This is a genomic window from Saccharopolyspora pogona (assembly GCF_014697215.1).
GTDB lineage: Bacteria > Actinomycetota > Actinomycetes > Mycobacteriales > Pseudonocardiaceae > Saccharopolyspora > Saccharopolyspora hattusasensis.
The window spans coordinates 5397897-5422456 of sequence record NZ_CP031142.1 but is presented as its reverse complement, the minus strand read 5'-3'; the positions used below and the strand labels follow the sequence as shown (position 1 = coordinate 5422456).

General features: G+C 67.6%; 21 protein-coding genes, 2 tRNA genes, 1 other RNA gene and 2 pseudogenes. 15 read left to right on the top strand and 11 right to left on the bottom strand.

The features are described from left to right. Positions 1-117: 117 nt before the first annotated feature. The 3 genes from DL519_RS25025 to DL519_RS25015 all read left to right on the top strand — a co-directional run bounded on the left by DL519_RS25025 (position 118) and on the right by DL519_RS25015 (position 1845). Positions 118-504 carry a WhiB family transcriptional regulator gene (locus DL519_RS25025; protein WP_223839517.1) on the top strand — a complete coding sequence of 129 codons (387 nt, stop codon included), beginning with the start codon at positions 118-120 and terminating at the stop codon, positions 502-504. After that, a complete protein-coding gene (locus tag DL519_RS25020; protein ID WP_190818399.1) occupies positions 501-719 on the top strand; it encodes a hypothetical protein in 219 nt (72 codons plus the stop codon). Before DL519_RS25025 ends, DL519_RS25020 begins: the two co-directional genes overlap by 4 nt. Before the next feature lie 247 nt (positions 720-966). After that, a complete protein-coding gene (locus DL519_RS25015) occupies positions 967-1845 on the top strand; it encodes a class I SAM-dependent methyltransferase (RefSeq protein ID WP_190818398.1) in 879 nt (292 codons plus the stop codon). 8 nt (positions 1846-1853) lie between these two features. Here DL519_RS25015 and DL519_RS49480 read toward each other — a convergent pair. The 5 genes and pseudogenes from DL519_RS49480 to DL519_RS24995 all read right to left on the bottom strand — a co-directional run. After that, a pseudogene (locus DL519_RS49480) lies at positions 1854-2146 on the bottom strand (NF041680 family putative transposase); the annotation flags it as partial. 116 nt (positions 2147-2262) lie between these two features. Continuing rightward, positions 2263-3741 (bottom strand): group II intron reverse transcriptase/maturase, encoded by a 1479-nt coding sequence (gene ltrA, locus DL519_RS25010; protein WP_190818397.1) that lies wholly within the window; start codon positions 3739-3741, stop codon positions 2263-2265. Between the two features lie 599 nt (positions 3742-4340). Beyond that, a pseudogene (locus tag DL519_RS25005) lies at positions 4341-5076 on the bottom strand (transposase); the annotation flags it as partial. A 104-nt stretch (positions 5077-5180) separates the two neighbouring features. Beyond that, positions 5181-6491, bottom strand: coding sequence for an ABC1 kinase family protein (locus tag DL519_RS25000; RefSeq protein WP_190818396.1), 1311 nt, complete (start codon positions 6489-6491; stop codon positions 5181-5183). A 334-nt stretch (positions 6492-6825) separates the two neighbouring features. Further along, on the bottom strand, positions 6826-6975 hold the full coding sequence (locus DL519_RS24995) for a DUF5679 domain-containing protein (RefSeq protein WP_010693945.1): 150 nt from the start codon (positions 6973-6975) through the stop codon (positions 6826-6828). 228 nt (positions 6976-7203) lie between these two features. On the opposite strand from DL519_RS24995, the gene DL519_RS24990 reads away from it, so the two are divergent. Further along, on the top strand, positions 7204-7767 hold the full coding sequence (locus DL519_RS24990; RefSeq protein WP_190818394.1) for a M48 family metallopeptidase: 564 nt from the start codon (positions 7204-7206) through the stop codon (positions 7765-7767). Positions 7768-7899: 132 nt separating this feature from the next. Here DL519_RS24990 and DL519_RS24985 read toward each other — a convergent pair whose 3' ends face one another. Next, positions 7900-9309 carry a zinc-dependent metalloprotease gene (locus DL519_RS24985; RefSeq protein ID WP_190818392.1) on the bottom strand — a complete coding sequence of 470 codons (1410 nt, stop codon included), beginning with the start codon at positions 9307-9309 and terminating at the stop codon, positions 7900-7902. A 230-nt stretch (positions 9310-9539) separates the two neighbouring features. On the opposite strand from DL519_RS24985, the gene DL519_RS24980 reads away from it, so the two are divergent. Next, on the top strand, positions 9540-10565 hold the full coding sequence (locus tag DL519_RS24980; protein ID WP_190818390.1) for a YlbL family protein: 1026 nt from the start codon (positions 9540-9542) through the stop codon (positions 10563-10565). Positions 10566-10614: 49 nt separating this feature from the next. On the opposite strand, the gene DL519_RS24975 is transcribed toward DL519_RS24980, so the two are convergent. Continuing rightward, on the bottom strand, positions 10615-11145 hold the full coding sequence (locus DL519_RS24975) for a PPA1309 family protein (RefSeq protein WP_190818388.1): 531 nt from the start codon (positions 11143-11145) through the stop codon (positions 10615-10617). A gap of 200 nt (positions 11146-11345) precedes the next feature. Here DL519_RS24975 and DL519_RS24970 point away from each other — a divergent pair, with 200 nt between their 5' ends. The 3 genes from DL519_RS24970 to DL519_RS24960 all read left to right on the top strand — a co-directional run bounded on the left by DL519_RS24970 (position 11346) and on the right by DL519_RS24960 (position 14914). Next, positions 11346-14237: a UPF0182 family protein gene (locus tag DL519_RS24970; protein ID WP_190824201.1), complete on the top strand. Its 2892-nt coding sequence runs from the start codon at positions 11346-11348 to the stop codon at positions 14235-14237. Between the two features lie 152 nt (positions 14238-14389). Next, a tRNA-Met gene (locus tag DL519_RS24965) sits at positions 14390-14466 on the top strand. A 374-nt stretch (positions 14467-14840) separates the two neighbouring features. After that, positions 14841-14914, top strand: a tRNA-Met gene (locus DL519_RS24960). A gap of 59 nt (positions 14915-14973) precedes the next feature. Here DL519_RS24960 and DL519_RS24955 read toward each other — a convergent pair. Next, positions 14974-15255, bottom strand: coding sequence for a hypothetical protein (locus tag DL519_RS24955; protein WP_223839515.1), 282 nt, complete (start codon positions 15253-15255; stop codon positions 14974-14976). Between the two features lie 293 nt (positions 15256-15548). On the opposite strand from DL519_RS24955, the gene DL519_RS24950 reads away from it, so the two are divergent. The 7 genes from DL519_RS24950 to ssrA all read left to right on the top strand — a co-directional run bounded on the left by DL519_RS24950 (position 15549) and on the right by ssrA (position 21354). Beyond that, positions 15549-16046, top strand: a complete 498-nt coding sequence (locus tag DL519_RS24950) for a PadR family transcriptional regulator (protein ID WP_190824199.1) — start codon at positions 15549-15551, stop codon at positions 16044-16046. A gap of 117 nt (positions 16047-16163) precedes the next feature. Continuing rightward, complete coding sequence (gene prfB / locus DL519_RS24945; RefSeq protein ID WP_190818386.1) at positions 16164-17270, top strand: peptide chain release factor 2; 1107 nt, start codon at positions 16164-16166, stop codon at positions 17268-17270. A gap of 113 nt (positions 17271-17383) precedes the next feature. Beyond that, positions 17384-18073 (top strand): cell division ATP-binding protein FtsE, encoded by a 690-nt coding sequence (ftsE, locus tag DL519_RS24940; protein ID WP_168586741.1) that lies wholly within the window; start codon positions 17384-17386, stop codon positions 18071-18073. A gap of 262 nt (positions 18074-18335) precedes the next feature. Then, the gene (ftsX, locus tag DL519_RS24935) at positions 18336-19238 is read left to right on the top strand and encodes a permease-like cell division protein FtsX (protein ID WP_190818384.1); all 903 of its coding nucleotides are present in this window, start codon (positions 18336-18338) and stop codon (positions 19236-19238) included. A 280-nt stretch (positions 19239-19518) separates the two neighbouring features. After that, complete coding sequence (gene smpB, locus DL519_RS24930; protein WP_010693918.1) at positions 19519-19995, top strand: SsrA-binding protein SmpB; 477 nt, start codon at positions 19519-19521, stop codon at positions 19993-19995. Continuing rightward, positions 19995-20894, top strand: a complete 900-nt coding sequence (locus DL519_RS24925; protein ID WP_190818382.1) for an amidohydrolase family protein — start codon at positions 19995-19997, stop codon at positions 20892-20894. Before smpB ends, DL519_RS24925 begins: the two co-directional genes overlap by 1 nt. Before the next feature lie 89 nt (positions 20895-20983). Further along, positions 20984-21354: a transfer-messenger RNA gene (gene ssrA, locus DL519_RS24920) on the top strand. 577 nt (positions 21355-21931) lie between these two features. On the opposite strand, the gene DL519_RS24915 is transcribed toward ssrA, so the two are convergent. The 3 genes from DL519_RS24915 to DL519_RS24905 form a co-directional block, all read right to left on the bottom strand. Then, positions 21932-22438 (bottom strand): DUF2867 domain-containing protein, encoded by a 507-nt coding sequence (locus DL519_RS24915; protein WP_190818380.1) that lies wholly within the window; start codon positions 22436-22438, stop codon positions 21932-21934. Continuing rightward, on the bottom strand, positions 22435-23004 hold the full coding sequence (locus DL519_RS24910; protein ID WP_190818378.1) for a TetR/AcrR family transcriptional regulator: 570 nt from the start codon (positions 23002-23004) through the stop codon (positions 22435-22437). Before DL519_RS24910 ends, DL519_RS24915 begins: the two co-directional genes overlap by 4 nt. A 489-nt stretch (positions 23005-23493) precedes the next feature. Beyond that, positions 23494-24492, bottom strand: coding sequence for an Lrp/AsnC family transcriptional regulator (locus DL519_RS24905; RefSeq protein WP_190818376.1), 999 nt, complete (start codon positions 24490-24492; stop codon positions 23494-23496). Between the last annotated feature and the right edge of the window lie 68 nt (positions 24493-24560).

Below are 24560 nucleotides of genomic sequence, written 5' to 3'. Positions count from 1 at the left end.
CCCAGGCTTCTCGAAGGCCGCGGACCCCGCATCGGGTCCGCGGCCTTCTTGTTGTTCCTGGTTTTTCCGCCATCCACAACCACAAACTGCTGCCGACCGACTACAGGAGGAAGTTTCATGTTGACCGCGAGTGTGCCGATAGCAAGCGCGGGCGAGGGCTTGCTGCCGGACGGGGACACCGTGGCCGGCCTCTTCGACAGCTCCGCGACGGCGCTGGACAGCCACCTGCCCTGCCGTCAGGACCCGGACCTGTGGTTCGCTGAGAACCCGAGGGAGCTGGATCAGGCCAAGTCGCTGTGCGCCGACTGCCCGATCAAGACCGAATGCCTGGCCGGTGCGCTGTCGCGCGGCGAGCCGTGGGGGGTCTGGGGCGGCGAGATCTTCGAGCGAGGCGCGGTGGTCGCCCGCAAGCGCCCCCGCGGCCGCCCACGCAAGCACCCGCTGCCGACCGAGGCACCGGCCGCCGCCGCGGCCGAGCGACGACGTCAGGAGCAGGCGGCATGACCTACGACCGAATTCCCGAACCCATCACCGACACCCGGATGAAGGACGAGGTACGAATGTTGATGCCCGAGGACTTGTCCCGGATACGAAGTAACGAGCTGATGGACGAAGCGCACCGACAACGGCTGGCGCGGCAGATATCCGCCGGACGCTGGTGGCGTTGGCTCGCCGATTACGCCGGTCGGCGCGCGGAACGCGCAGCCCGATGTTCTTGAGCCCGCCGAAGCCGAGATCGGCTCAGCGGGCGAAGGTAGTCGCGCGACGCTGAACCATCCCGCACCGAAACGGATTTCCAGTCGCCGTCTGATTCGGACGGTTCCCGGCCGGGCACACCGGTCGGGAACCCACGGTCGTGGCGGCGGCTGGGAATCAGCTCCGCCGAACGACGCTGCGTGCTCGACGGTTCGCGCACCTTGAAAACTCCAAGCACCTGCCGGGGCATTAACCGTATCGTGATGCCCCGTGGCCGGACATTCGCATGACAACATCGACTGGGACGAGCACCTGCAGCGGCTCCGCGACGGCGACGAGCTGAACGCGCCGGAGATCGCCGGACTCGTCGCCCAGTTGCTGCGCCCGACCGATCGCACCGTGATCGAGGTCGGTGCCGGGGCGGGCGGGACGGCGGCGGCGTTCGCGGCGGCGCTGGCGGACTCGGGCGGCGAGCTGACCGTCGTGGACACGGCACCGCAGCTGCTCGCGGCGGCCGGTGACCGCGTCAAGCGGGTTTCCGACCGGGTGGCGGTCCATGCCGTCCAGGCGGACGCCGCCGAGGACTCGCTGGTCGAAGCCCTCGAACGGGCCGGTGCTCCGGTCCAAGCCGACCTGGTCTTCGCGGCGTTCGTCGTGCACCACCTGCCCGACCAGCTGGTCGGGCTGCGCCGCCTGGCGAAGCTGGTGCGCCCGGGCGGGCGGCTGGCGGTCGTCGAGTTCGGGCTCGAAACGAGGGTGCTGCCGCCGGACGTCGGCCTCAGCGAGCCGGGTCTGGAGGCCCGGTTGATCGCCGGTCGCGAGGACTGGTTCCGGCAGATGCGGGCGGAGATGACCGGCTCGGTCCGGCTGCCGATCGGGTGGGGGAAGGCCCTGTCCGAGGTCGGCCTGGCCGAGGTGCGGTCGTGGAGCTACCTCGTGGACCGTCCGGCTCCGGTCTCCGGAGCCGCCCGCCAGGCTGTGCTGCGCCGGTTGCAGTTCCTCCGCCGGGACGCCGAGAACCGCGTCGGAACAGCGGATCTGGCTGCGCTCGACCAGCTGCTCGACGAGTCGGGCGCGCACTACGCCGGGAACCGCGACGACGTGTACTACCTCACGGCCAACACGGTCCACCTCGGCACCCGACCTTAGCTTGTTGTTTATCCTTTGTGGTTTTGGTGTTGTTCGAGGTGAGGTCGCGTTTGATGGTCTTGCCGACGTCGTGACGGGTGGCGCGGTGGGTGTTGCGGGAGCCGGGTGGGCGTCCGGGACCGGGTCGGGAGGGTTTCGGTGCGGCTGCCGGGTGACCGGTCTTCGCGTGGAGGTTGCGAAACCCTCGCCGGACGCGGGCGGGCGTCAGCCGACGGGCCTCGGTGACCGGTTTTTCCCAGGGCCGTCGAAGGTCTTCAGCGATGGGGCGGGCGAGGCGTAGTTGCGTGTGGGCGACCAGGGTTGGGTCGGACCGGGGCGCCCTGCCGGGATTGCTCCCGGTGGGTTTCCCCGGCCCGCCCGCCGCACCCGGCGTGCGAATTACTCCGCACCGGGCGCTCCACGTGTCTTGCCCGCTGGTCAGCTGCCGGTGGCGGCTGCCGGTTTCGTGGTCCACGGGGTCGGGATATTGCTGCCGCGATGGCGGTAGCGGGTTACCGCGACGCTGGACGCGCCGGTGAACACGACCCCGTTGTGGGCGAACCTCCACCCTTTGTCGCAGAAGCGACGGCGGAGTTCTTTCATCGACAGCCCGGTTCTGCCCGCATACTTGGCGCGTGTCCAGCGCATCAACCGACCCCATGCGTAGTAATCGATCGCGTTGAACACCACCTTGGACACTCCGTGCCGGAAGTAGTTCGCCCATCCCGCCAAGGTCCTGTTCAGGCTGAGGATCACCTCGTCGAGGTCCATGTGGCGGGTTGACCTGTACGTCTTGACCTTCACCTTGTCCTTGATCGACGCGATGGCCTTCGTGGACGGTGTGGTGTAGACGTGATACTTCGACGTGCCCCGCTTGCGCATCCGGCGGATGTCGAAGCCGAGGAATGTGAAGCCCTCGTCGATGTGGACCACCTGGGTCTTCTCCGGTGCCAGCCGTAGTCCCAGGGGTGCGAGCACGGCCGACACCTCCTCGCGCAGGGCCTCGGCATGGTGTCGGTCGCCCGCCACCATGAGGACGAAATCGTCGCAATAGCGGACGAGCCGCCAGTTTCCGTGGCCGTTCTTCTTGCGCTTTTCCCGCTGCCACCTCGTGCCCATCTTCTGTTGCCATTGCTGGTCGAAATGGTCATCCAGCGCCGACAGGGCAATGTTAGCGAGCAGCGGTGAAAGAATTCCGCCTTGTGGTGTTCCGGTCAGTGACTCTTCCCTGTTTCCGAGTTCGGTGAAGACCCCGGATTTCAGGAACGCCTTGACCAGCGAGCAAACACGTTTGTCCTTGATCCTCGCCCGGAAGCGATCCATCAAAGCAGTATGTGAAATTTCATCGAAACAGGCTTTGATGTCACACTCCAGCACCCACTCGTACTTGTTGGTGCTGAAAATGTGGATCTCGGAGATCGCGTCTTGCGTTCGCCGGTTGGGGCGGAACCCATATGAGGATGGCTTGAAATCCGCCTCAAAGATGGGTTCGAGCACCAATTTCAGGCTTGCCTGAACCGCCCGGTCAGCGATAGTGGGAATACCGAGGCGACGGAGTTTATCATTCGTTTTCGGTATCGTCACTTGTCGTACTTCAGCCGGCCGGAACTCGCCCGATTTCAGCGAGTTCCGGATCTGGCTCAGGAAAGCCTCGACCCCGATCCCGGCCTCGACGCGAGCCGCGGTGGCCCTGTCGATTCCCGGAGTCTTGGCGCCCTTGTTGGTGGACACGCGTTCCCACGCGGCCACCAGGAACGCCGGGTCGCAGACGAGGTTGTGCAGGTCACCGAACCGGCGACCGGGTTCTTTGGTCGCCCAGTGGTGTAGTTTGGTCTGCATCCTCCGTACCGAGAAGTAGGCCGAATCCGGATCCGGCCACTTCACGGCGCTGGTATTCACCGGCGCATCTTCGGACATTGCTTTCCCTCCTTATCTGACACGCTGCCGCTCTTCCCCATGTACGCGGCTTTCCCGCGCTCGGAGTACTACAACGGCTCCGCCCCATCCACGCCTTCGGCGGGCATTGCACCTATCCATCGCCTGTCACCTCTGGCCGAAGTGTGGCGATGGAACATACGTGGATGGTTCCCACGTTCACTGCTGTCCGGTTGACGGGTTAGGCACCCGGCTCTACCCCTGCGGAATCGCCATGGTTACTGTCGTAGGCAATTCACCATGGCCTCCGGACATGGACCTCATAGACCCGATCCGGAGTTCCCCATTCGTCATGATGAATGGGTGCGCACCGCGAACCAGCCCGAATCCACCGGGTTAGAGCTGGCGGACCTTCAAGGGGCGTAACAACACCGGTTTCTCGCGTGTACCTTCCCGTCTCGCTCACCGCGCCCGGCCCATCCGGCAGTCCTAAACCGACGCGACTTTGTCGAGGCTGCTCCCGCCCTCCCCGGCGACCCCCGGATCCGGCTGCCTCCAGCTTTACTCCGCCGCTACGACGGCGTTGAAATGGACGGTCTCTCACCTCCATCCGGAAAAAAACAGCAGCGCCTCGTGGCGCACATGAGCCAGGTCCAGCGATCGGCCGAGTCGGGTGGCCCGCAGTTTCGTGGACCCGCCCGTCTGCTTGAGCAGTCGGAAGGTGTGTTCGAGGTCGAATCGGCGGAGGAATGCCTGCCAGAGCAGATCAACCAACTCGGCGCCGGCGCCGGTGACCGAGGACCACAGCCACACCGGTTTGGGGTCCCGGTCTCCGGGCAGGTGGTCGACCTGTAAGCGGATCAGGGTGCCCTCGACGAGGGGCAGCTCGCCCTCATGGTCCAGCCAGGCACCGCGGTGGGTCAGGCGGGGGTGCAGCCGGTCCCAGGCCCGTGCCTGGGCGTGTCCGTAGCGGGTGGTGTCGGTGCCGGTGGTGTGGTCGGGGGCATGCCAGCTGTTCTCCTCGGCGAGGGTGAACACGCCGCCGTGCTTGCGTGGCCGCCCGACGGTACCCGGCGGTCGGGGCGGTGCGGGCCGCAGCAGGACGCGGTCGGAGCGGATTCTGCCCACCAGCTCCACGGGCAGATCGGCGAGGACGAAGGCCAGCCGGGTCACGTCGTAGCCGGCGTCGGTCACGATCAGGATGCGTGGATCGCCGGGCGGCCAGTGTCCGGCGCCCATGATCCGGCCCACGACCTCACGTAGTTGAGCGGCGGTGACCGCGGTGGCATCGTCGGCGGGCCCCAGCCGCACCGCGTCCAGGATCGCCGTCCACGAGGTACGCCCGGTCTCCAGCGCGGCGACAAAGGAGTAGGGCCAGCGGCTGCGCCGCTTCCAAAGGCGCAGACGGTTTCGCCGACAGGCTTTTAGGACTGAGGCCGACCAGTGGCCGCAAATTCCCTTCGGAAGATTCAGCGCCGGGGTCAGTCGCTGAAGCCCGGCTGCCAACGGGCGATGATGTCGCGGGCCCCGACCTCCGCGTCGAGCTGGCACAGGATTCCGGTCGCGCCGAGCGTGACCCGGTGGATCAGCAGGTAGTCCGGCGGCAGGTTCAGCGAGCGCCCGGTCCGGAAGTCCGGGCTGCGGAGGTCGCCGACCCGCTCCGCCTGGCGCTGCAACCAGCGCCGGGTGAAGTGGAACGTCGGCGTCCGGGCCGGGTCCACGAACGGCGCCAGGTAGGCCAGCACGTCCTCGGCCTGGATCTCCCGGTCGCCCTGCACGAACCGCTCCGCGCGCAGCAGGTCCAGCAGCTCCGCGGGCCTGTCCTCCAGCGCGAGCCGGATCATGCGGCCGAACGTCGCGGGCAGGCCGTCGGGCAGCCGGGAGACCGCGCCGAAGTCGATCACGCCGAGCTTGCCGTCCGGCAGCAGCATGAAGTTGCCGGGATGTGGGTCGGCGTGCAGCAGGCCCACCCGGGCTGGCGCAGAGTAGTGGAACTCGGCGAGCAGCCGGCCCGCCGCATCGCGTTCCGCGCGATCGCCGTCGGCGATGATCCGCGCGTACGGCTTGCCCGTCACCCACTCCGTGACGACCACCTTCGGGGCGCTGGCGACCACGGCCGGCACCCGGACGCCGTCATCGCCGTGGAACACCTTGGCGAACGCCCGCTGGTTGTCGGCCTCGGTGCGGTAGTCGAGTTCCTCGACCATGCGGTCCTGCAGCTCCGCCAGCAGCGGCTTGACCTCGGCGCCGGGGGCCAAGGACTGGAAGAGCCGGGAGAAGCGCATCAGCTGGCGCAGATCCGAGCGCAACGCCTCGTCCGCGCCGGGGTACTGCACCTTGACGGCGACCTCGCGTCCGTCGTGCCAGGTCGCGCGGTGCACCTGCCCGATGCTCGCGGCCGCGGCCGGGGTGTCGTCGAACTCGGCGAAGCGCTTCCGCCACGCGCGCCCGAGCTGCTCGTCAAGCACCCGGTGCACGCTGCTGGCTGGCATCGGCGGGGCCGCCGACTGCAACTTGGTCAGCGCCTCGCGGTACGGGCCGGCCATCTCGTCCGGCACGGCCGCCTCGAACACGCTCAGGGCCTGGCCGAACTTCATCGCGCCACCCTTGAGCTGGCCCAGGACCGCGAACAACTGCTCCGCGGTCTTCGCCGACACGTCGGCGCTGATCTCCGCGGGGTTCTGCCCGGTGAGCCGTTTCCCCCAACCAGCGGCCAGGCGACCTGCAACACCGAGCGGCAGACTGGCGAGTTTCGCGGTGCGGTGTGCTGCCCGGCGGGGGATGTCGGCCACGAATTCTCCTTTGGTGCGCGCAGGAAAACCCTCTCGATATCCGAAGACTCATTCGAAATCGAGAAGCCCAGTCACATGCTAGAGGTTTCCTGCGGCGCCTTGGACCGTGATCGACGCGTTGGACGCCATGTTTGCGCCACCGGGCGCAGTCGTCGTTCCACCGAACACGAGGGAGCGGGTCGGCACTTCGAGCCTTGGAACCGCCGATTCGCGCTGAACACGCGTGTATCCCTTCAACGCCCCGGCGCGTGGCCGGTGCGTGTCGAACGCAGGGGCGAAGCGCGTCGGCGGTACGGGCGGGTGGGCGGCCTCGCGGCGGCCCACCCGTGCCCGGTCACGCCTTACCGAGGATGCGGGTCATCTTGGTGCCGCAGACCGGGCAGGTGCCCTTGGCCATCCGGCGACCGTTGGTCTCCGAGACCTCACCGGAAAAGTCGCGCTTCTCCCGGCACTTCACGCAGTAGCCGTTGTACGTCTCGGCCACGGCTCCCCTCCTTCATCTCGTGATCCAGCGTCGTCGCTGGGTCGTCTGCGGCCCTCGTCCGGGCGGCTGGGGGAACGGTACATGTGGATCATTCGACATGCATGCATTAAGAGCATCGCATGTTCGACTTAACGGAGTAATCCCTCGGGGGGTTTACGATGCGTAGACGCTGAGGATCGGCTCACAGGGGGAACCGTTTGTCGGGGCCACTCGCTAAGGTCCACTCCCGTGGCTGAACCCCAGGTCGAGGTGCGCCGCAGCAAGCGCCGCCGACAGACGGTGAGCGCGTATCGCGACGGCGACAAGATCGTGGTGCTGCTTCCGGCGCGGATGAGCCGAGCGGAGGAAAAGCGCTGGGTGGCGGACATGCTCAGCCGCCTGCAGCGCAGTGAGACGCGTCGGCGCTCGCCCGCGCGGGAATCCGACGAGGCGCTGTTCGAGCGGTGCGGCGAGCTGTCCGCGAAGTACCTCGACGGCCGGGCGCAACCGCGGGGTGTCCGGTGGGTGCCACCGATGCGCACGAGGTGGGCTTCCTGCACGCCCAGCGATGCCACCATTCGGGTGAGTCAGCGCCTCCGAGATGTACCTGGATGGGTGCTCGATTACGTGCTCGTGCACGAGCTGGCGCACCTGCTGGTGCCTGGCCACGGCGCCGACTTCTGGAAGTGGGTGCGCCGGTACCCGAAGACCGAACGGGCCATCGGGTACCTCGAAGGCGTCTCGGCGGCCGCCCAGCTCGGCATCGGTCTGGACGACGACGCGGAAGACGCCGAAGCGCCGGTGGGCTGCTGAGAGCCCGCGCGGCTTCGGCACGTCACGCGGCTTCACCGCGGGTGTGGTCAGCCGCTAGCCGAGCCGATCTGTGCAGGACAGGGGCACCTCCGGACTTCCGGAGGTGCCCATCCGCTCGCAGGGCGCCGGGGCTCAGCTCCCGTCGCGCTTCGACGAGTCGTCGCCCTCGTCGTCGGACTTCGCCGCCTCGTCCGCCTCGGCGCGGCGGATCGCGGCGATCGGGTCGTCCAGGTCTGCCGAACCCGCCCCCCAGCGGTCGGCGAAGTCCAGCGGCTCGTCCAGGTCCGAGCTGTCCGGCAGCAGGTCGGGGTGGTCCCAGACCCGGTCCCGGCTGTCGATGCCGTGCCGCTCCGTCATCAGCCGCCACAGGTTCGCGGCGTCCCGCATCCGGCGGGGCCGCAGTTCCAGGCCGATGAGCGTGGCGAAGGTCTGCTCCGCCGGTCCGCCGCTGGCCCGCCGCCGCCGGACGGTCTCGCCCAGCGCGCCGGCGCCCGGCAGCCGCTCGCCGACGGCGTCCGCGACTACCACGTCGACCCAGCCCTCGACCAGCGCCAGCAACGTCTCCAGCCGGTTCAACGCGGCCTGCTGCTCGGGGGTGGTCTTCGGCTCGAGGACACCGGAGCCCATCAACTCCTCCATCGAGCTCGGGTTGGCCGGATCGATCTTCCCGGCCAGGTCCTCCAACGCTGAGGTGTCGATGTGGATGCCGCGGGCGTACTCCTCCACGGTCGCCAGCAGCCGCTGGCCGAGCCACGGGACGTGGCTGAACAGGCGGTGGTGCGCGGCCTCGCGGGCGGCGAGGAACACGGTCGCCTCGCTGATCGGCCGGTCCAGGCCCTCTATGAAGCGCTCGATGTTGGCGGGCAGCAGGGCGGCGGTACCGGCCGGGCCCAGCGGCAGGCCGACGTCGGTGGACGTCAGCACCTCGCCGCCGAGTTGGGCCAAGCCGTTGCCCAGCTGCGAACCGAAGGTCATTCCGCCCATCTGCCCGAGCATCGACAGCAGCGGGCCGGCGGCCTGCTTCGCCTCCTCGGGCAGCGCCTCCAGCCAGGCGCTGGACATCCGCTGCGCGACCGGGTCGCACAGCCGCTGCCAGGTGGGCAGGGTCTTCTCCACCCAGTCCACCGACGACCAGGTCTGCACCGAGCGGACTCCGACGGGCAGCGAGGTGGTGGCGTCCAGCCACAGCTCGGCTAGCCGGACCGCGTCCTCGATCGCCTTCACCTGGTCCTGGCTGGGGCGCTCGGTGCGCTGGTTGTTGTGCAGTTGCTGCACCGCGAGCTGCTTGGCGAGCTCGTAGTTCACCGGGCCGGAGCCACCGCTGCCGGAGTGGCTGAGCGCCTGGCCGAGTTGGGTCAGCATCTGGCCGAGCTGGCCGATGTCGAAGTTCGGCATGCCGCCCGGTCCGGGCATGCCGCCGAAACCGAAACCGGGGAGGTCCCCGGGGTTTCCGGCGCCGCCCTCAGAGCGGCCTTGCGACGAGTCGCCCTTGTCAGGATCGTCGGGGTCCTGCGAGCTGAACCCGAACGGCAAGTTGGTCATAGTTCCACCGTACGCGGCAAGCGCCGCCCCACAGAAGGTGTCCGAAGCTCGCTCGACGCGAACACCTAAAAGGTTCACGGGTGGCATGCCGGCGCTATGCGGCGTGCGGGGGTGGAAGAACAACCTGTCGGCTCTGACCACCGGAGGCCGTGGCCGGTCTTCGCTGGCCAGGGCCTGCGGGCCGTGAGGTCTGAACACGCCGTGGAGGCGAACACGTACGCTGTCACCTCGTGAACCGCCGCACGTGGACGCTGCTGACAAGCGTCGTACTGGTAGTCGTCTTCGGCTTGCTCGGCGCGTTCGTCCGGGTGCCCTACGTGGCGCTCGGGCCGGGGCCGACCTACGACACCCTCGGGCTCGACGGGAACATTCCGGTCATCAGCATCGACGGTCAGCAGACCTTCCCGACCGGCGGCCACCTGAACATGACGACGGTGTCGGTGACCGATCAGCTGTCCTTGTTCGGCGCGCTGGGGCTGTGGGTGAGCGGCCGGTACGCGCTGGCGCCGCGCGAGCTGTACTTCCCGCCGGACAAGAGCGAGCAGGAGATCGAGCAGGAGAACACCAAGGCGTTCAACGACTCGCAGACCACGGCCGAGACCGCAGCCCTGCGCTACCTCGGTTATCCGACGAAGGTGCTGGCCGGCGAGATCGTCAAGGGCAGCCCGGCGGACGGCGTGCTGGAACCCGGCGATCACCTGCTGTCGGCCAACGGCAAGGCGGTGACCGACCCTGCGGCGCTGCGGGGGGCGCTCGTCGGCACCAAACCCGGTGACCGGGCGGAGATCCGGTTCCGGCACGCGGACCAGCCCGAACAGGTCGCGGATGTGCAGCTGGGCGCGAACCCGGGCGGCGACCCGCAGGGCTTCCTGGGGGTCGCCGCGATCGAGCGGCCGGACGTCAACTTCGACATCAAGATCAGCCTGGCAGACGTGGGCGGCCCGTCGGCGGGGCTGATGTTCAGCCTGGCGATCATCGACAAGCTGACCCCGGGCGAGCTCAACGGCGGCAAGTTCGTCGCGGGCACCGGGGAGATCAGCCCGACCGGTCAGGTCGGGGCGATCGGCGGCATCCCGTTCAAGATGGTCAAGGCCCGCGAAGCGGGCGCGACGACCTTCCTGGTGCCGGCGGGCAACTGCGCCGAGGCCAAGTCGCAGGCCCCGGAGGGGCTGCAGCTCGCCAAGGTCGCCACCCTCGACGACGCGACCAAGGCCCTCGAAGAAGTGCGCAACGAGCAGGTCCCGGCCAGCTGCTGACCGGCTTCAACGGGGATCAGCGCGCTGGCCCCCGTTGAAGCCGGAAGGGTCACTCCGCGAATGTGGCGTGGAGGGCTGTGAGCAGGTTCGGGGCGAGCGACGGGTCCTGGATGACCTCGCCGCCGGATTCCGCGTCGGGCGCGCGCAGGCGCATCACGCACGCTTCGCCGCCGTCCCGCAGCACCGCCGCGACCAGTCGCGCCTCGCGGCGCTCCGGGTGCTCCGCGGCGATCTGCCGAGCCTCCTCGGCGTCGCCTGGCAGCTCCGCTTCCGCTTCCGGCGGGAGCACCACGATCTCCTGCACGAGCGCGCAGCCGGACACCTGCTCCGGCCACTCGATGCGGCCCAGCGCCTCGGCGAGGTCTTCGGCGGGCAGCGCCTCCTGCGCGATCGGGGTCAGCGGCGCGTTCGGGTCGAGCTGGTCGGCCAGCCCTGGTTCGGCGGCCAGCAGGCGGCCGGTGGACACGAGGGCGAACACCTGGGTGGGCTGGTCCCAGCCCGCGGCGTCGACGAACTCCTCGATCTCGCGGGCGGCCGACGTCAGCGCCGCGGCCAGGTCTTCGGGGGTCTCCGGTGGCATGCCGACATGGTCGCACCGCCGGGGTCGGCGCCTCCTGCCGGCCGAACCGATGACCTGCGAAAAATGTCCGCTTAATCCAGTTCGCGAAGCCGCTTCCAGGAACTTCTCGACCGGGACGTAGAGTTGAACATCACGAGGGCGGCCGTCCGCCGGTATCGCCCAAGGCCTGCTGATCGTCACCAGGAGCGTGCGTTGTGGCCATGCGGCCCCCGGTAGGAATGCCGAAACTGTCCCGGCGTAGCCGGATCCTGCTGATACTGGGCGGCATCGTGCTGGTCGCCCTGATTGCCGGATCGCGATTGCTGGGCACCTACGTGGACTGGCTGTGGTTCGGTGAGGTCGGCTACCGACAGGTCTTCACCACCCAACTGGCGTCCCGGGCCGGACTGGGGGTGGCTGCGGCCGTCTTCCTCGGCGGCGTGCTGGCCCTGAACCTCTGGCTGGCCTTCCGCAACCGGCCGGTGTTCGTGCCGGTCAGCGGCCCGGACGACCCGCTGGCCCGGTACCGCACCGTCGCCACCGAGCGCTCCCGCCTCTTCGGGCTCGGGGTGCCGATCGTGGTGGGCGTGATCGGCGGACTCGCCGCGCAGGCCGACTGGCAGACCTTGCAGCTGTTCCTCAACAGCGTGCCGTTCGGGCAGGTTGATCCCGAGTTCGGCAAGGACATCAGCTTCTACACCTTCGAGCTGCCGTTCTGGCGGTTCCTGCTGTCGTGGGGATTCATCGCGGTCACCGTGTCCTTCATCGGCGCGCTGATCACGCACTACATCTTCGGCGGCATCCGGCTGGCCGGCCGCTCCGGGCAGCTGTCCATGCCCGCGCGCGTCCAGCTGGCCGTGCTGGCGGGCCTGTTCGTGCTGCTCAAGGCGGTCGACTACTTCCTGGACCGCTACGACCTGCTGCTGTCCTCGCGTAACCCGCTGTTCACCGGTGCCAGCTACACCGACCTGAACGCGGTGATGCCCGCGAAGCTGATCCTGATGTGCATCGCGGTGTTCTGCGCCATCGCGTTCTTCGCCGTGATCTTCCTGAAGAACCTGCAGATCCCGGCGCTGGCCACGGTGCTGCTGGTGCTCTCCAGCGTGGTGGTCGGCGCGGTCTGGCCGGCGCTGATGGAGCAGTTCTCGGTGCGCCCCAACGCGAACCAGCGGGAGGCGCAGTCGATCGAGCGCAACCTGGCGGCGACGAAGGCGGCGTTCAACATCGGCGAGTCCCACGTCCAGTTCGTCGACTACCCGGGCCGGACCCAGTTGCAGCCCAGCGATGTGGCCGCGGACAAGGGCACGATCCCGAACATCCGGTTGCTCGACCCGAACGTGCTGGCCCCGACGTTCACCCAGCTGACCCAGCAGTACAACTTCTACGGGTTCACCGACAAGCTGGACGTCGACCGGTACCGGGACACCAACGGCAACCTGCGGGATTATCTCGTCGCGCTGCGCGAGATCAACACCGACGGCCTGGCCGTGAACCAGCAGAACTGGATCAACCGGCACACCGTCTACACGCACGGCAACGGCTTCGTCGCCGCGCCGGCCGACCGGGTCGACTCGACGTTCAAGGAGGGCGCCACCCAGGGTGGCTACCCGGTCTTCCAGATCAGCGACGTGGCCAACAACGGCCAGGGCGCGATCCCGGTCAAGCAGCCGCGGGTGTACTACGGCGAGCTGGTGGGGCGCAACGACTACGCGATCGTCGGCGGCAACCCCGGTGAGGCGCCGCGCGAGTACGACACCGACCAGCAGCAGTACACCTACACGGGTGCGGGCGGTGTCCCGGTCGGCAGCCTGTTCCAGCGCATGGTGTTCGCCGCCAACTACGGCGAGCGGAACTTCCTGTTCAGCGGGGCGATCGGGGACAACTCCAAGATCATCTACGAGCGGAACCCGCGGGCCCGGGTGCAGAAGGTCGCGCCGTGGCTCAAGCTCGACGGCGACCCGTATCCGACCGTGGTCGACGGCAAGATCAAGTGGATCGTCGACGGCTACACGACGCTGAACAACTACCCGTACTCGGAGCTGACCGAGCTCGGTGAGGCCACCAACGACACCCTCACCGGTGTCGAGCGGCAGCCCAACCAGCAGATCAACTACATCCGCAACTCGGTGAAGGCGACCGTCGACGCCTACGACGGCACCGTCGACCTCTACTCGGTCGACGACAAGGACCCGGTCCTCAAGGCCTGGGAAGGCGTCTTCCCAGGTGTGGTCAAGCCGCAGAGCGCGATCAGTCCCGAGCTGCGCGACCACTTCCGGTACCCGGAGGACATCTTCAAGGTGCAGCGCGCGCTGCTCACCCAGTACCACGTCGACAACCCGGGCGACTTCTTCTCCAGCCAGACCTTCTGGCAGGTGCCGTCCGACCCGACCGGCCGTGGTAACGCCGCCGCGACCGCGGGGCAGCAGCCCCCGTACTACGTGCTCGCGCAGGTCCAGGGCCAGGACAGGCCCGAGTTCCAGCTGACCAGCGCGCTCACCGCGCTGCGCCGCGAAAACCTGGCGGCCTGGGTCTCGGCGTCCTCCGAGCCCAACAGCTACGGCAAGCTCACGGTGCTGCGGCTGCCGACCAACAACTCGACACCGGGCCCGAACCAGGTCCAGAACCAGATGGAGTCGACGCCCGCGGTCACCGAGAACCGGACGCTGTTCAACAACCCGAACGTGACGGCGATCTTCGGCAACCTGCTGACCCTCCCGGTCGCGGGCGGCCTGCTCTACGTCGAACCGATCTACATCCAGCGCAACGAGCAGAACTCCTACCCACAGCTGGCGCGGGTGCTGGTGTCCTTCGGCGGCAAGGTCGGGTTCTCCGAGACCCTGGCCGGAGCGCTGGAGCAGGTGTTCGGCTCCGGGGCGGGGCAGGCCACCAACCCGGGCCAGAACGGCCAGCAGCCGCCGCCGGCGCAGAACCAGCAGCCGCCGGCGCCCGGCAGCACCCCCCAGCTGTCCCAGGCGGTGACGGACATCCGGGCGGCCCTGGGGCACGTCCGGGCGGCCCAGCAGTCAGGCAACTTCGCCGACCTCGGCGCGGCTTACCAGCAGCTCGACGACGCGGTCAAGCGGTTCGAGCAGGCGCAGGGCAGCGGCGGCTGATCGACGCCGACGACCGGGGCGGGGATCGTGCAGGCGGTCCCCGCCCCGTCGCTTTTCCGGGGGGCCGATCGAGTGCGAATGTCGTGCGTCACTTTTGTGGCCAGGCGATTTGCAATACGCTTCATCGCCCCGTAAGGTTGGGTACACAACGACGCGGGGTGGAGCAGCTCGGTAGCTCGCTGGGCTCATAACCCAGAGGTCGCAGGTTCGAATCCTGTCCCCGCTACCATTACGGTGTAGAAGCCCCCGACTTTGTCGGGGGCTTTTCCCGTTGTCCTTATTTCCCTACGGGGGCCGAGCCCCCGTAGGCCCCCACGGTGCGGTGATCGCTCTTCGTTGGCTTTCCACTTTGGGGAGCGTTCCCGGCCTGGGTCTGGACCAGCCTTTTCGTTCGGTGTGTGGGCTGGGGTGGCGGCTTGAGGTGGACTTTGCGTTGGGTGGTTCTCGGCGCTTGTGTGTGTCGGGTGGTTGCTGGTGGTCGTTGTCGGCTTGGTTTTTGGGTTTTTGCAGGTGGGGTGGGGTTTTCGAGGTTTGGGGGACCCCCTTGTTCCGGGGGTTTTGGGGGTGTGTAGAGTACTCCGTACAAGAGAAAAACGAAGACGGCGCGGGGTGGAGCAGCTCGGTAGCTCGCTGGGCTCATAACCCAGAGGTCGCAGGTTCGAATCCTGTCCCCGCTACTAACGGTAAAGCCCCCGACTTAGGTCGGGGGCTTTACCGTTTTGCTTGGGTCTTCCGGTTATTTGAGGCCTTCGGCCCATTGACGGGCACAGGTCGGGGAGCAGACCCTTCCTTCACCCCGCACCACTCCTGCCGGGCGCATCGCTCGTCCGCACACCATGCAGGCGTCTGTTTCGCCTTCTCTCTGCACGGGTACCAGTGACCTGGCTCGTTTGGCTTGTTCGGTGACCTTGTTGGTCATCTTCGTCTTGCTCTCGTTGACCTTGGTGCGCAACCAACTGCGATGCACGCCCAGCACCTCCTGAATCGGCCGCTCATCGGCCGCCAACTTGTCGGCCAAATGCAGATTGCTAGTGACTTGCCGTAGTTGTGCTGCTCCACAACGTGATAGCACCTCATTGCGCCGCGAAGACCCCCCATCCAGGCGAACCGTGCGAATCCTTGTCGCAATACGTGCAGACATGCGACCGCGAACGTGTGCGCCCCGTGTCCGGTGCCGCCGCCCGCCAGTCGTCTGGAGCGCGCGCCAATGGCGCAATCGTTCGTCCACTTGGACCAGTCCATTGCAACCACTGTGGACAGAACTGGGGACCACTGTGGACAGCGACGCGGAGGCATGGCACCGTGGCAGTTGTGACCGAGCTGAATGCGACATCCGCTGCCCTGTTGGGACTACTGCACGAAGGTCCGAAGACCGGTGGCCAGCTGGTTGCTGCCGCCACCGAGCGCTTCGGAGGGTTCTTCAGCGTGACCCGCAGCCAGGTATACCGCGAGCTGCCCGCGCTGACCGACGCCGGCCTGCTGCGCCTCGGCAAGCAGGGTCCGCGCTCCAGCCAGCAGTACGCGATAACGGCCGCCGGCAAGCGCGCCTTCAAGTCGTGGCTGAACACCGAACCGGGGCCGGACAACGTCCGCAGCCCGCTGATCCTCCGGCTCGTCTACTCGGGTTCCCTGACGCCGAAGCAGCGCTCCGGGCTGGTCGAGGCGGCCCGAGCCCAGTACGCGGTGAAGATGGACGAGGCGAAGAACGCGGCCAAGGCCGTGACCGACCCGTACGAGAAGGCGGCCGCGGACTTCACCGTGTCCTACAACCGGGCGATCATCAAGCTGCTGGACTCGATTCCGGACTGAGTTCCCGGGCCGAACCGTCGTGAGTGGCGGGGGTCACCTCGATGGCCAGAACCGCTCACGGCCGGAAACGGGCCGTCCTCGTGGGCGGCCCGTGCTCAGTGAAGTACGCTGAGCACTGTGAATCCCGACGTCGCTGCCTCGCTCAAAGAACTGTCCAACACCCTCGAAGGCATCGAGAGCGTGATGGATCTGACCGCGCTGCGCGCGAATATCGGTGAGCTCGAGGCCGAGGCCGCCAAGCCGGACCTGTGGGACGACGTCGAGCACGCACAGCGGGTCAGCAGCCAGCTCGTGCACCGCCAGGCCGAACTGCGCAAGATCACCGAGCTGCGGCAGCGCCTCGAAGACCTCGAAGTGCTCTACGAGCTCAGCGAGGACGAAGACGATTCGGCCGGGCTGTCCGAGGCCGACGAGGAGCGGGACCGCCTCAAGAAGGACCTCGAAGTCCTCGAGGTGCGCACGCTGCTCTCCGGCGAGTACGACCAGCGCGAGGCGATGGTGACCATCCGCGCCGAGGCCGGCGGCGTCGACGCGGCCGACTTCGCCGAGATGCTGATGCGGATGTACCTGCGCTGGGCCGAACGGCACTCCTACTCGGCGGAGGTCTACGACACCTCCTACGCCGAAGAAGCCGGCCTGAAGTCGGCCACGTTCCGGGTCAACGCCCCCTACGCCTACGGCACCCTCTCGGTCGAGCAGGGCACCCACCGGCTGGTGCGGATCTCGCCGTTCGACAACCAGGGCCGGCGGCAGACCTCCTTCGCCGGCGTCGAGGTGCTGCCGGCCGTGGAGGAGACCGACCACGTCGACATCCCGGAGAAGGACATCCGGGTCGACGTCTTCCGCTCCTCCGGCCCCGGCGGGCAGAGCGTGAACACCACCGACTCCGCCGTGCGCATCACGCACATCCCGACCGGCATCGTGGTGTCCTGCCAGAACGAGAAGTCGCAGCTGCAGAACAAGGCCGCCGCGATGCGCGTCCTGCAGTCCAAGCTGCTGGCCCGCAAGAAGGAGGAGGAGCGCGCCGAGCTGGACGCCCTCAAGGACAGCGGGTCGAGCTGGGGCAACCAGATGCGCTCCTACGTGCTGCACCCGTACCAGATGGTCAAGGACCTGCGCACCGAGCACGAGGTCGGCAACCCCGACGCGGTGCTAGACGGCGACATCGACGGATTCCTGGAGGCCGGCATCCGCTGGCGCCGCCAGCAACAGAGCGTGGCCTGACCAGTACCGCGCGCAGGGCCCTGACCGGTGACGAACCCGCAGGTGATCGCCGGTACAGCCGCCGGTCCGGGTGAGTGATGTCCCCCTAACGGTCGCAGGTAAACTCACGCCCCGTGATCCGCCTTGAGCACGTGTCCAAGACGTACAAGACGTCGACCAGGCCCGCTCTCGACGATGTCTCGGTGGGCATCGAAAAGGGCGAGTTCGTGTTCCTCATCGGGCCCTCCGGGTCCGGCAAGTCGACGTTCATGCGGCTGCTGCTGCGCGAGGACGTGCCCACTCGCGGACGGGTCTTCGTCGCCGACTGGAACGTCGCGAAACTGCCGCGGCGCCGCGTCCCCCGGCTGCGCCAGCGCATCGGCTGCGTGTTCCAGGACTTCCGGCTGCTGAACAACAAGACCGTCGCGGAGAACGTCGCGTTCGCGCTGGAAGTGATCGGCAAGCCCCGCAACGACATCCGCCGCGTGGTGCCCCAGGTGCTGCAGCTGGTCGGCCTGGAGGGCAAGGCCGACCGGATGCCCCACGAGCTCTCCGGTGGTGAACAGCAGCGCGTCGCGATCGCGCGGGCCTTCGTCAACCGGCCGCTGGTGCTGCTCTGCGACGAGCCGACCGGAAACCTCGACCCCGACACCAGCCAGGACATCATGTTGCTGCTGGAGCGGATCAACCGCACCGGCACCACGGTGGTCATGGCCACGCACGACCACTCCATCGTCGACTCGATGCGGCGCCGCGTCGTCGAGCTCAGCCTCGGCCGGGTCGTCCGCGACGATGCCCGCGGCGTCTACGGCGTCGGCCGCTAGGGAGTGTTTCGAAATTGGTTTGCGTAGCGGTGCGGGTGGCGGAACCTCAGATGCCACCTCGCTCGGGGATCCCCGGCATCATGAATGCCATTCACCACGTCGGGGCTGTCCTCGCGAGGAGACATCTGAGAACCCGCGGCGGTGCGAGTTGATTCCCACACCGCAAGCGGCTACCGCCGCTTATAAGACACGACCTAGCCCCGACGGCACCCGACCCGCACCTGAGGACAAAACCCCCGACCGGCAGGAAAGCTGACACAAGATGCGCGCGAGCTTCGTATTCAGCGAGGTCGTCAACGGCCTTCGGCGCAACGTGACGATGACCATCGCGATGATCCTGACGACCGCCATCTCGGTCGGTCTGCTCGGCGGAGGTCTCCTCGTGGTCCGGATGATCGACAAGATGCAGGAGACCTACCAGGACCGCGTCGAGGTCGTGGTGTTCATGACCGACGACGTCAGCGCCAACGACAACGACTGCACCCAGCAGCCCTGCGCGAGCATCATGGCCGACCTCAAGCGCGTGCCTGGCGTGGAGTCGGTGGCCTTCGAGAACCGGCAGAAGGCGTTCGAGAACTTCAACAAGGTCTTCGAGTCGCAGCCTGAGCTGCGCGACGTCGCCCGCGCCGAGGCGATGCCGGCCTCGCTGCGCGTCAAGCTGTCCGACCAGGAACGCTTCCCGGCGCTGCAGCAGCAGTTCAGCGGGCGTCCCGGTGTGGACAGCGTCGTCAACCAGGCCGATTATCTCAACCGGCTGTTCGACGGGCTTAATGTCGTCCGCAATGGCGCGTTCTTCATCGCGCTGGTCCAGGCGCTCGCCGCGCTGCTGCTGATTTCCAACACGATCCAGCTTTCGGCGTTCACTCGGCGCACTGAGACCGGCATCATGCGCTTGGTGGGTGCTACTCGCTGGTACACGCAGTTGCCGTTCTTGCTGGAGGCGGTGGTCTCCGGTCTGATCGGTGCGTTCCTGGGGATCATCGGCCTCGTCATCATCAAGGTGGCATTCCTCGACCGGGCCCTGTCGCCGGTGTTCGGCACCGGCATCATCCCCCGTGTGGAATGGGGCGACATCGCCTTGGTCTCGCCGATCCTGCTGCTCGTCGCGGCGGCCGTCTCGGCTGTCACCGGCTACGTCACGCTCCGCCTCTACGTCCGGCTGTAGCGGTTGTTTCCAGGCTCGTCCTGCGTGGCGGTGCGGGTAGCGGAACCTCAGACGCCGCCTGGTCTCCGGGATCCCCGGCTCATGAATGCCGCCACGCCGGGGCTGTCCTCGCCAGACGACGTCTGAGAACCCGCGGCGGTGCCGGTTGCTTAGGTGGGCTAAGCGCCTCTGGCGCTTCAAAGACAAAGATCAGCGGCTGTAGCGGGATTACCGGTACCGCGATTCGCGTTGCGAACCGCCGTACCGAAAGTCACGTGACACGAAAGCTAGAGTTGTTCGTATGGTGAAGGAACGCGGCCGCAAGGTCATCGCGCAGAACCGCAAGGCGCGGCACGACTGGGCGGTGCTGGACACCTACGAGACCGGCATCGTGCTGACCGGCACCGAGGTCAAGAGCCTGCGGCAGGGCAAGGCGCAGCTGGTCGACGGATTCGCCACCGTCGACGACGGCGAGGTCTGGCTGCGCAACGTGCACATCCCCGAGTACACCGAGGGGACGTGGACCAACCACGAGCCGCGCCGGTCCCGCAAACTACTGCTGCACAAGCACGAGATCCTCCGGCTGATCGGCAAGATCAAGGAGAGCGGGCTGAGCCTGATCCCGATGTCGCTGTACTTCAGCGACGGCAAGGCGAAGGTCGAACTCGCCCTAGCACGAGGCAAGAAGGCCCACGACAAGCGGCAGGACCTGGCCAAGCGTGACGCGGACAGGGAGATGCAGAAGGCCATCGGGCGCGCGCGCAAGGGCATGCGGTAGTGCCGCCGCGCAACGATGCGGCGGTCCCGGTCTGGACGGCCGAGTTGGGGCTGCACGGGCTGGTCGACATCCACACGCACTTCCTGCCGGAGCGGGTGCTGCGCAAGGTCTGGGCCTACTTCGACGAGGGGACCACGCATTACGGCTTCGATTGGCCGATCCACTACCGGCACACCGAGGAAGCCCGGCTCCAGGCGCTCCGCGATCTCGGGGTGACGACTTTCGCGCCGCTGGTCTACGCGCACCGGCCGGGCATGTCGGCCTGGCTGACCGACTGGGCGCTCGACTTCGCCGACCGCACCCCCGACGCGGTGCCGACGGCGACGATCTTCCCGGAGCCCTCGGTCGCGGACTACCTGGCCAAAGCGGTCGATGCCGGTGCGCGGTGCGTGAAGGCGCACGTCCAGGTCGGTGCTTTCGACCCGCGCGACGCATTGCTCGATCCCGCGTGGGGGTTGCTGGCTGAGGCGAGTGTGCCGGTCGTGGTGCATTGCGGCGACGGTCCGCGGAAGGGCGAGTACACCGGGCTCGACGTGTTCGAGGGCGTGCTCCGGCGCCACCCGCGACTGGTCGCGGTGCTGGCGCACGCGGGAATGCCCGACTACGCGGCGGCGCTGGACCTCGTGGACCGCTATCCGGGCGTGCACCTCGACACCACGATGGTTGGCGTCGCCTTCACCGAGCGAATCGCTCCGCTGCCCGCGGACTGGTCGGCCAGGCTGGCGGCGCACGCTGACCGGATCGTGCTGGGCACCGACTTCCCGAATATCCCCTACCCGTACGCCGAGCAGCTCGCGGCCATCGCGAGCTGGGCCGAAGCCGACGACCGGCTCGGCGCGGACTTCCTGCGCGCCGTGCTGCACGGCACGCCGTCCAGGCTGCTCGGGCTAGGAACTTGATCGTTTGAGGGATATGGGAATGATCGCCGGGAAGTGAGGCGTTATGCTGGTGTACGTGTACACCGGTTCGAAAGCCGAACCGGCGGCAAGGGGGTGAACGGTTTCGACTCCGTACGTTGATCCAAGGGAAGCGTGCCGGTGCAGGCGGGAGACCACCGTGAGAGTCGCCGCAATTGAATAAGCGCCGACAAGAGTCAGCGCGAGTTCGCCCTCGCCGCCTGAGCGAGGAGCGACTCTGTCGGACCGGGACTGCCTCCGACCCGGGATCCGGCATCATCTAGGAGGCTCTTACCGCCAGGTCCGGTCGCGGGACCTGGCGGGACATCGAACAGCGACTGGGCTTGTCACACCGGCTAGTTCGCGAGACCGGTGAAGCCGAGCAGAGACACAGCGGACTGCGCACGGAGAAGTCTTGGTGAGGCGACGGAGGACCCGGGTTCGATTCCCGGCACCTCCACTCGGTGGGGCGCCCTGCTCGCGCAGGGCGCTTCGCCTTTTCTCGTTCCGGATTCGATTGCGGGGGCCGAGCCCCCGCAGACCCCACGGTGCGGTGGTCACGTTCCGTCGGCTCCTTGCATGGGGTGGCGTTCCCGGCCTGCTCACTGACCAGCCTTCCGGCGGAGTTGTAATAAGCTCCCTCAACCTCCACTTCGAGAGCTAGGAGAGCCCTGTCTGCGGAAAGCGCAGACAGGGCTCTCTTCGTTGTGTTGGCCGGGGGGCCGAGCCCCCCGAGACCCCGCACGGTGCGGTGGTGGAGTTCCGTGGGCTCCTTGCGTTGGGGAGCGTTCCCGGCTTGCTCTCGGACCAGCCTTCCGTTTGATTCCCGGTACCTCCGTGCGAGTGAAATGCCCTGCTCGCGCGGGGCGCTTGGCCTTTTCTCTTGCGCGATTATTTTTGGGGGCGAGCCCCCGCCCCCCACGGTGCGGTGGTGGGGTTGCGTCGGCTTCCCGCCCTTAGGGGCCGTTCCGGGCCTGGGTGGCGACCAGCCCTCGTGCGGGTGCCAGGTTCGGGGCGTCGTTGCTTTGCTGCTGGGGTCTCTACTCCTTTGTGTCTTGCTTGGTTGTAGTTGCTGCTTGGAGCATTCTTTTCACGATCATGTGGTGGAACGGGCGGATTACTGTGAAGTACAGGCGACCCCTCCAGTTTTTGTAGTGGACCACCGTTGTGGCGCTCATGCGCTCCTCTGCCGGCTCGGCTACCAGCGCCAGGTAGCCGACCAGGTGGTTGTCGCTCGCTTCCAGGATCAAGTAGCGGTCCTCTTCGCCGCCTTTGACCGTGAAGAACGCGAGCTTGTCCCCTGGGGTGAAGCTGACTTCCTCTGGGCTGATTCGGTCGCCGTTAGGGACTTTGGTGTCGCGTAGGCGTAGCGCCACCGCGAGCGCTTTCCTGGCTCGCCACAGCAGGCGCATCCATGGCGATCGCCGGCTCGGGGCGGCAGCGATGAACACCCTTAGCGGTGTGGTTGTGCGGACCGTTTCCGTGTCTACGTGGTCGGCGTCTTCGAGTAGGTCTTCGACCGCTTGAACCGTGCTGTGTGGGGTCATCGGTTGTCTCCCCGCGGGTTTTCGCCAGTGCCGAATCGGATTAGCTGGGCGAAGAGTCTTCGCAGTTCTGCCGGTTTCGTTGGTGGGACCATGTGGCCCGCGCCGATCAGGGTCAGGTAGAGGAGATCTGCTATGTCGGCCGCCGTTTGCGGATCCGTTCCCAGGCCCCTGGTCAGGATTCGCAGGTAGTCGAAGCGGGTTCGGTCGACGCGTTGTTGGGTTTGCTTGGCCTCTTCGTCCTGCAGCGCCCAGGCGCGCATGCCGACGTCGAGGTCCGGGCCGTGTTCGTGCTTCGCCGATGCCACCAGGTCCAGGAGGTGGTCGAGCTTCGCTCGTGGGGTAGTGGACGGGCCGCGCTCGACCTCGTCGATCAGGCGGGTTGTGCACTTCGCTTCGAAATGCTCCAGCAGTGCCGTTCTGTAGCCCCGCATGCCCTGGAAGTGGTGGTAGAACGAGCCTTTCGTCATGCCGAGCCGCTGGCACAGTCGGTCGATCGTGATCGACGGGGCGCCGAGTTCGGCGAGGATCGCCAGGCCCTCGTCCAGCCATTCCTGCTTGGTCACCATCCCGGACCTCTCCTCGCTTCCGATGCGGCCATACCAAACCGTATGGCATGGTTGGGCGAGGTTTCGGCTTCGGCTGAGATCGCCGGCACTGGCTTCACGTCGGAGTCGGACCGGTTGTCACTGTGTCGTGAGTGGTTCCGCTTGGTAGGCCCGGTGGAGCAACTCCAAGAAGGGCTTCGGGCAGGGACGCGGAGCCGATCCGGTGCACCGCGACACCCGGCGTCCACGAGTTCATAACCACGCCCCCGGCTAGCGCTGGCAGGTCGGCGAGCGTGACTTCCTGGACGAGTTGGGGAACGCACGGCGTCGCGGACGGGTCCTGGGGGTCCTGGGGGCCGCGCTTCAGGGCCCGTGAGCGTTTTTGGTTGCTATAGCGCCTAAAAGTACTCACGGGTCCCACTTGGCCGAGCCTTCGGCAACGGGGTGACGCTGCCGGTCGGTCCGTGAGTCGTTGGGTTGCCATAGGTGCCCAAAGGGCTCGCGGGCCCGTCAGGTCGGGAGGGCCGCCCAGGGGTCTACCGGGACGACTCGGGCGCTTTGGCCCTGGTCGTCGAGGATGCGTCCGTGGACCTTCGTCGTCCGCAGGACCAATTTGCGGTCCACCACCTTGGCGTCGGGGTGTTCGTGGGCGATTCGGATCAGCAGTTCGTCCAGGTGGTTCAGGGAGCGCAGGCCCACGATCAGGCCCAGGTTCGTCGGGCTCGTCACCGCCGCGCAGTGCCGGGTTTCCGGCCAGCTGCCCAGGGATTTGCCGATGCGTTGCACCTCGGTGTCGGGAACCGTCAGCCACAGCAGCGCCATCGTGTGCCAGCCCGCCAGCGGGCGGGCCACGTCGCAGCGGAATGTTATGTCGCCGTGCCGGCGGAGCCGGTCGAGGCGGCGCTTCACAGCCTGGGGCGAGGCGTTCAGCTCGCTTGCCAGGCTCGCGTAGCTGCGGCGGCCGTCGTGGCCGAGCGCCAGGAACAGGGCGCGGTCGGCGGCGCCGAACGGCCGGATCTCCCGCGGCGGCGGACCCACGGACTCCCGGACCTGCTCGGCCTGGCTGCGGTTCATCACGCCCAGCCGCCAGATGATGCCGCCGAAGGTGCTTCCGAAGACGTGGCTGCGGACCTTGGTGACCTCCTTCGGCAGCGGCAGGGTCCGCAGCAGCACGTTGGAGATCGCACCCAGCGTCGGCGCCATGACAAGCGCGAACACCTGGTACTCGCCGGTGGTCACGCCGACGGTGATCACGTGCGGCAACTCCGCGAGCCGCTCGGCGACCTGCACCGCACTACCCGGTGCGCAGGCGAACTCGACGGTCGCGCCCTTCGCGGAGCTGTTGCCCAGCGCCACGGTGATCCAGGCGGCACCGGCGTCGGTCAGCCGCTGCCAGCGGCGGGCCAGCGTGATGGGCGCCAGCTCCAGCACCTCGGCCAGCGCGGTCCAGCTCGCTCGCGGGTTGATCTGCAGGGCGTCCACCAGCGCGAGATCCACTTCGTCCAGCACCCGGCACCCTCCTCGCACATGACGGCCGTGTGACGGCTGCGTCGTTTTCCAACATTCAAACCGGGACA

Coding starts and splice junctions, on each gene's coding strand:
- DL519_RS25025 (WP_223839517.1), top strand. CDS start 118: ATGTTGACCGCGAGTGTGCCGATAGCAAGCGCGGGCGAGGGCTTGCTG.
- DL519_RS25020 (WP_190818399.1), top strand. CDS start 501: ATGACCTACGACCGAATTCCCGAACCCATCACCGACACCCGGATGAAG.
- ltrA (WP_190818397.1), bottom strand. CDS start 3,741: ATGTCCGAAGATGCGCCGGTGAATACCAGCGCCGTGAAGTGGCCGGAT.
- DL519_RS24985 (WP_190818392.1), bottom strand. CDS start 9,309: ATGACCAACTTGCCGTTCGGGTTCAGCTCGCAGGACCCCGACGATCCT.
- DL519_RS24975 (WP_190818388.1), bottom strand. CDS start 11,145: ATGCCACCGGAGACCCCCGAAGACCTGGCCGCGGCGCTGACGTCGGCC.
- DL519_RS24970 (WP_190824201.1), top strand. CDS start 11,346: ATGCGGCCCCCGGTAGGAATGCCGAAACTGTCCCGGCGTAGCCGGATC.
- ftsX (WP_190818384.1), top strand. CDS start 18,336: ATGCGCGCGAGCTTCGTATTCAGCGAGGTCGTCAACGGCCTTCGGCGC.
- smpB (WP_010693918.1), top strand. CDS start 19,519: ATGGTGAAGGAACGCGGCCGCAAGGTCATCGCGCAGAACCGCAAGGCG.
- DL519_RS24915 (WP_190818380.1), bottom strand. CDS start 22,438: ATGACCCCACACAGCACGGTTCAAGCGGTCGAAGACCTACTCGAAGAC.
- DL519_RS24910 (WP_190818378.1), bottom strand. CDS start 23,004: ATGGTGACCAAGCAGGAATGGCTGGACGAGGGCCTGGCGATCCTCGCC.